Here is a 4,767-nt window from a genome sequence, read left to right as displayed (position 1 = left end):
GAACGGTCCCGTGAGGGGCGGGGAGCAGGGCCGGTCGCCTGGCCGGGGTCGATAGACTTCGAGTTACCGCGGGTGCCCTTTGGAGGTCTTTTCGTTGTCTGAGTTCGACACCGTCCTCGTCGTCGACTTCGGGGCGCAGTACGCGCAGCTCATCGCCAGGCGGGTGCGCGAGTGCCACGTGTACTCCGAGATCGTGCCGTCCTCGATGCCGGTGGAGGAGATGCTGGCCCGTAAGCCCAAGGCGATCATCCTGTCCGGAGGCCCCTCGTCGGTCTACGCCGAAGGCGCGCCCGCCGTGCCCGGCGGGTTGTTCGAGACCGGGGTGCCCACGTTCGGCATCTGCTACGGGTTCCAGGCGATGGCGCAGGCGCTGGGCGGCGAGGTCGCGCACACCGGGGTGGGCGAGTACGGCGGCACGGAGCTGGCCGTGGCGCGCGAAGGGGTGCTGCTGGCCGGGCTGCCGTCCGCGCTGAAGGTGTGGATGTCGCACGGTGACTCGGTCGTCGCCGCGCCGCGCGGGTTCGCGGTCACCGCCTCCACCGCCGAGACGCCCGTCGCCGCCTTCGAAGACCCCGCCAAGGGCCTGTACGGCGTGCAGTTCCACCCCGAGGTGCTGCACTCCGAGCACGGCCAAGCGGTGCTCAAGCACTTCCTGGACGCCGCCGGATGCCGCCCCAACTGGACCATGCTCAACATCGTCGAAGACGCGGTGACGGCGGTCCGGGCCCAGATCGGCCCCGAGGGCAGGGCGATCTGCGCGCTGTCCGGCGGGGTCGACTCCGCGGTGGCCGCCGCGATCGTGCAGCGGGCCATCGGCGACCGGCTGACCTGCGTGTTCGTCGATCACGGGCTGCTGCGCAAGGGCGAGGCCGAGCAGGTCGAGCGCGACTTCGTGGCCGCCACCGGGGTCAACCTGCGCGTCGTGGACGCGGCCGACCGGTTCCTCGACGCGCTCTCCGGGGTCACCGAGCCCGAGGAGAAGCGCAAGATCATCGGCCGGGAGTTCATCCGCGTCTTCGAAGACGAGCAGCGCGCGATCATGAAGGACGGGCCGGTCGACTTCCTGGTGCAGGGCACGCTCTACCCCGACGTGGTGGAGTCCGGCGGGGGCACCGGCACCGCCAACATCAAGTCCCACCACAACGTCGGCGGCCTGCCGGACGACCTGCGGTTCGACCTGGTCGAGCCACTGCGCACGCTGTTCAAGGACGAGGTGCGCCGGGCCGGTGAGGAACTGGGGCTGCCCGCGGCCATGGTGTGGCGGCAGCCGTTCCCCGGGCCGGGGCTCGGCATCCGGATCATCGGCGCGGTCACCGCCGACCGGCTCGACATCCTGCGCGAGGCCGACGCGATCGCTCGCGAGGAGCTGTCCCGCGCCGGCCTGGACCGGGAGATCTGGCAGTGCCCGGTGGTGCTGCTCGCCGACGTCCGCTCGGTCGGCGTCCAAGGTGACGGGCGGACCTATGGTCATCCCATCGTGCTCCGGCCCGTCACCTCTGAAGACGCCATGACCGCCGACTGGGCGAGGGTGCCCTACGACGTGCTGTCGCGCATCTCGACCCGGATCACCAACGAGGTACGCGAGGTCAACCGGGTCGTGATCGACGTGACCAGCAAGCCGCCGGGCACCATCGAGTGGGAGTGACCTAGAACTCCTCGTCCTCCGGCGACTGCATGTCCTCCGGCGGGGACTCCAGGTCCTCCTGCTTCACCTTCGGGTCGGGGTAGACCTCGCCGGGTTCGAGCTTGCGCCCGTCCCGCAGCAACGACGTGACCGTCACCAGGTGATAGCCCTGCCGCTTCAGTTCCTTGAGCAGCTTGGGCATCACCGTGACGGTCTGCTGCACCCAGTCGTGCATCAGGATGACGCCGTCGCGCTTGGCACTGCGCAGCACTTCTTTGTAGATGGCCGTTTCGTTCTTCGTGGCCCAGTCACGCGAGCCGCCGTTCCACAGGACGAGCGGCAGGCCCATCTGCGCGGCGATCCGCACGGTTCGTGGGTCGAACTCCCCGTACGGCGGGCGGATCATGGTGGGCGACCTGCCGGCCGCCTTCTTCACCGCCTCCTGCGTGCTGGTCAGCTCCTCGCTGATCTCCTGATCGGTGATCTCCCGGAACTTCGGGTGCTTGTAGCTGTGGTTCCCCAGGTCATGGCCTTCCTTGGCCATTCGCTTGACGAACTCGGGCCGGGACTTCGCATACTGCCCCTCAAGGAAGAACGTCGCCTTCGCGTCGTATTTCTTGAGCGTGTCGAGCAGTTTGCCGGCGTACTTTCCTGGACCGTCGTCAAAAGTCAGTGCCAGGCACTTGGCCTTGGCGCAGTCCACCTTGCTTTCCTTCTTCGGGGGTTTCTTCGGGGCCTCGGCATGGGCGGCGGGTGCTGCCGCGCCCATGCCGGCCAGAGCCCCGGCGAGCGCCACGGCGAGGGGGAGCCGGGCGCGTTGATGGCGAGCCATCGGGTGCTCCTCGCTTTGATACGAGATTGACTAACTCGGGCAGCGCACTACCGTAGCGCCCCTTCTGTCACCTCTGCACCGGGAACAAGCTGAGGATCTGCTCCGAGTTGACACCCCCAGGTGACGTCAAGTCAGCGCGCGGGCCATCTTTCCCCAGGTCCGGGCAGCTTGCCGCGGCGGGCCTCACGCACCGTGACGACGGTGTAGCCGCGCTTGCGAAGTTCCTTCAGCAGCTTGGGCATCGCCCGGACCGTTCCGGGCACGATGTCGTGCAGCAACATGATCCCGTCCCGGCGGGCGAGCTTCAGCGCCCGTTTGACGATCAGGTCGGTACGCCGCAGCTCCCAGTCCCGTGAACTGGACGACCACAGCATCACCGCCTGCCCCTGGGCGCCCGCCAGCGCCTCCACGCGCTCGTCGGTCAGCCCGTACGGCGGGCGCAGCATCTCCGGCTGCCGCTTGGTGACCTTCCGGATGGCGGCCTTGCCTCGCTTGATCTCGGACACGATCTCGTCCACGCCGAGTTCGGTCAGCCGGGGGTGGGAGTAGGTGTGGTTGGCGATCTCGTGCCCTTCGCGGGCCATCCGCCGCACCACCGAGGGGCGGCGCTCGACCTGCTCGCCGACCAGGAAGAACGTCACTCTGACGCCGTTCTTCTTGAGGGTGTCGAGCAGTCGCGCGGTGTGGGGGCCCGGCCCGTCGTCGAAGGTCAGGGCGATGCACTTGGCGCGGTAGCAGTTCACCGGCTCGGCCTGCTTGATCGGCTCGGCCCGCTGCGCCGGCTTGGCGGCCCCGGCGGCGGACGACGCCTCGGCCGGGGGCCCCAGGGCGACTAACGCGCTCATCGCCACCGCCGCCACCCCCACCCGCACCCATCCAGACATATGTGTTTTTCCTCTCACTTATCTAAAGGAAAGCCCATAGCGCTGCGCAAACCATACCTAACGCCAGATCTTTCGCCGAGGGCCCGGTACCCGCATATTGCAATCCGCTATCGGTGGGTCACGATTACAGAACGCCATTACCTGTAATCCGTTCGCTACATTTACGCATCCAGGCTCCCGCCACCGAGCCGGATTGCGAGCACCCATGACCGTCGCCACCACCGCGATCGAGCAGGCCGCAGGCCACAGGACGGCCGAGCGCCCCCCGCACGGCATCCCAGGACCACGGCTGCTGCCCGGGGCGGCGGTACTAGCCGCTGCGGTGGCCACGCTGCTCGCGCACGACACTCCCGGCCCCGATATAGCGTGCTATTTCGGTTACCTCGTTCTCGGCATCGTGCTGCCCGGAACCCTGATCTGGCGGGCCTGCGGCCCCCGGCGCTGCGCCCTGCCGGTCGAGCTGGCCGCGGGGGCGGCCGTCGGCTACGCGCTGGAGATCGGGGCCTACGCCGCGGCCCGCGCGGCGGGCGGTCCCCGCTGGTTCCTGGCCTGGCCCGTGATCACCATCGTGGTGTTCGCCGTCGTGCCCGCGCTGCGCCGCCACTACCGCCCGCGCCCCCGGGCCGAGCGGGTGCCCGTTCCCGCCGCCTGGACCCTCGCCGGACTGGTCGCGGCGCTGGTGGTGTTCGCCGCGCCCGCCTTCTACCGCGCCCACGGCCTGACCTGGCCGGGCAACGCCGCCCCCTACGTGGACATGCCGTTCCACCTGTCGCTGGTCGGCGAACTACGCCACCACATGCCGCCGACGGTCCCCGAGGTGGCGGGCGAGCCGCTGGCGTACCACTGGTTCCTGTACGCCGACCTGGCCGCGACGAGCTGGGCCACCGGCATCGAGGCCCAGACCGTGCTCTACCGGCTGGCCGTGCTGCCGATGGCCGCGGCCTTCACGATCCTGGTCGCGGCGCTCGGGCGGCGGGTCGCCGGGTCCTGGTGGGCGGGCGCGGCGGCGGTCGCGCTGGCGTACCTGGCGGGCACGCCCGACCTGTTCGGCTGGCGGGACAGCCCGCTGCCGAGCGGCGCGCTCGCCGGCACGCTGACCTGGCTCAGCCCCACCCAGACCTTCGGCGCGGCGCTGTTCGCCGCGCTCACCCTGGCCGTGGCCGGGGTGCTGCGCCGGGCCACGCCCGCGCGGCTGCTGCTCGTGCTGGTGCTGCTGACCGCCGTCTCCGGGGCCAAGGCCACGTTCGTGCCGCTGCTCGGCGCCGGGCTGGCGCTGCTGCTGGTGTTCCGCAGGGACCGCGTGGTGCTCGCGCTGCTCGCGATGACCGCCGCGGTGCTGGCCTTCGCGCAGTTCGTCGTGTTCGGCGGCGCGTCGCAGGGGATGAGCGTACGGCCGGGCGCGCTCGCCGCCTGGCTCGTGTCCACCC

Annotated in this window: 4 protein-coding genes; 2 read left to right on the top strand and 2 right to left on the bottom strand. The window is 70.2% G+C overall.

The window, feature by feature from the left end:
* Positions 1–79 precede the first annotated feature (79 nt).
* Positions 80–1,645 carry a glutamine-hydrolyzing GMP synthase gene (gene guaA / locus C1I98_RS35325; RefSeq protein ID WP_111171659.1) on the top strand — a complete coding sequence of 522 codons (1,566 nt, stop codon included), beginning with the start codon at positions 80–82 and terminating at the stop codon, positions 1,643–1,645.
* A 1-nt stretch (position 1,646) separates the two neighbouring features.
* Here the strand turns inward: guaA and C1I98_RS35320 are convergent, their stop codons facing one another.
* Both C1I98_RS35320 and C1I98_RS35315 read right to left on the bottom strand, forming a co-directional pair.
* Positions 1,647–2,456 carry a polysaccharide deacetylase family protein gene (locus C1I98_RS35320; RefSeq protein WP_111171658.1) on the bottom strand — a complete coding sequence of 270 codons (810 nt, stop codon included), beginning with the start codon at positions 2,454–2,456 and terminating at the stop codon, positions 1,647–1,649.
* Positions 2,457–2,587: 131 nt separating this feature from the next.
* Complete coding sequence (locus C1I98_RS35315; protein ID WP_111171657.1) at positions 2,588–3,340, bottom strand: polysaccharide deacetylase family protein; 753 nt, start codon at positions 3,338–3,340, stop codon at positions 2,588–2,590.
* 205 nt (positions 3,341–3,545) lie between these two features.
* Here C1I98_RS35315 and C1I98_RS35310 point away from each other — a divergent pair.
* On the top strand, positions 3,546–4,767 hold a 1,222-nt coding region (locus tag C1I98_RS35310; protein WP_199537460.1), incomplete at its 3' end, for a hypothetical protein.

The organism is Spongiactinospora gelatinilytica (assembly GCF_003236385.1).
Classification (GTDB): Bacteria; Actinomycetota; Actinomycetes; order Streptosporangiales; family Streptosporangiaceae; genus Spongiactinospora; species Spongiactinospora gelatinilytica.
Note: the sequence above shows the minus strand (reverse complement) of the source record. Positions and strands in the feature narration are given on the sequence as shown.